At 66.5% G+C, this 606-nt stretch carries 1 protein-coding gene; it reads left to right on the top strand.

Going from position 1 to position 606, the window contains the following annotated elements; genetic code table 11:
* Positions 1 to 573 (top strand): transposase (locus F6X40_RS41680; protein WP_187631912.1); only part of this gene is annotated, 573 nt, incomplete at its 5' end.
* Positions 574 to 606 lie beyond the last annotated feature (33 nt).

Genomic DNA, 606 nt, shown 5'->3' with positions numbered 1-606 from the left:
ACCGATGCCCATCGGCACGGCCAGCTGCAGTTCTTCGGTGACTATGCAGCGCTCGCCGATCCCGCCACCTTTGCCCGGTGGCTGGCACCGCTGCGTGCCTGCGAATGGTTTGTGTACGCCAAACGTCCCTTTGCGGGACCGGAAGCGGTGCTCGCCTACCTCTCGCGCTATACGCATCGCGTCGCAATCTCCAACCAGCGTCTGCTCGCCTTCGATGAGCGTGGCGTGACGTTCCGCTGGAAGGACTACCGCGAGAAGGGGCGCACCCGCTACAAGACCATGACGCTGGAGGCCGGCGAGTTCATGCGTCGCTTCCTGCTTCATGTGTTGCCCGGCGGGTTCCATCGCATCCGTCACTACGGGCTGCTCGCCAACCCGGTGCGCCGCACCAGTCTCGCGAAGCTGCGTGAGCTGCTGCACGTCACGCCCGAACCCGACTCGCCATCCGAGGCGCCCGTCGTGGCGCCCCGGCCCGCCTTCGTCTGCCGGCACTGCGGGGCTCCGATGATCGTCATCGACATCCTCCAGCGCACCGCACCGATTCGCGCGCCACCGATGCAGGCCCGCCCATGAAAGCGACGCTTCCTCGATCTGCCAACCCATCGT

The organism is Paraburkholderia sp. UCT31, from assembly GCF_014397655.1.
Classification (GTDB): domain Bacteria; phylum Pseudomonadota; class Gammaproteobacteria; order Burkholderiales; family Burkholderiaceae; genus Paraburkholderia; species Paraburkholderia tuberum.
The sequence above is the reverse complement of the archived record's forward strand: the minus strand, read 5'-3'. Positions and strand labels throughout refer to the sequence as shown.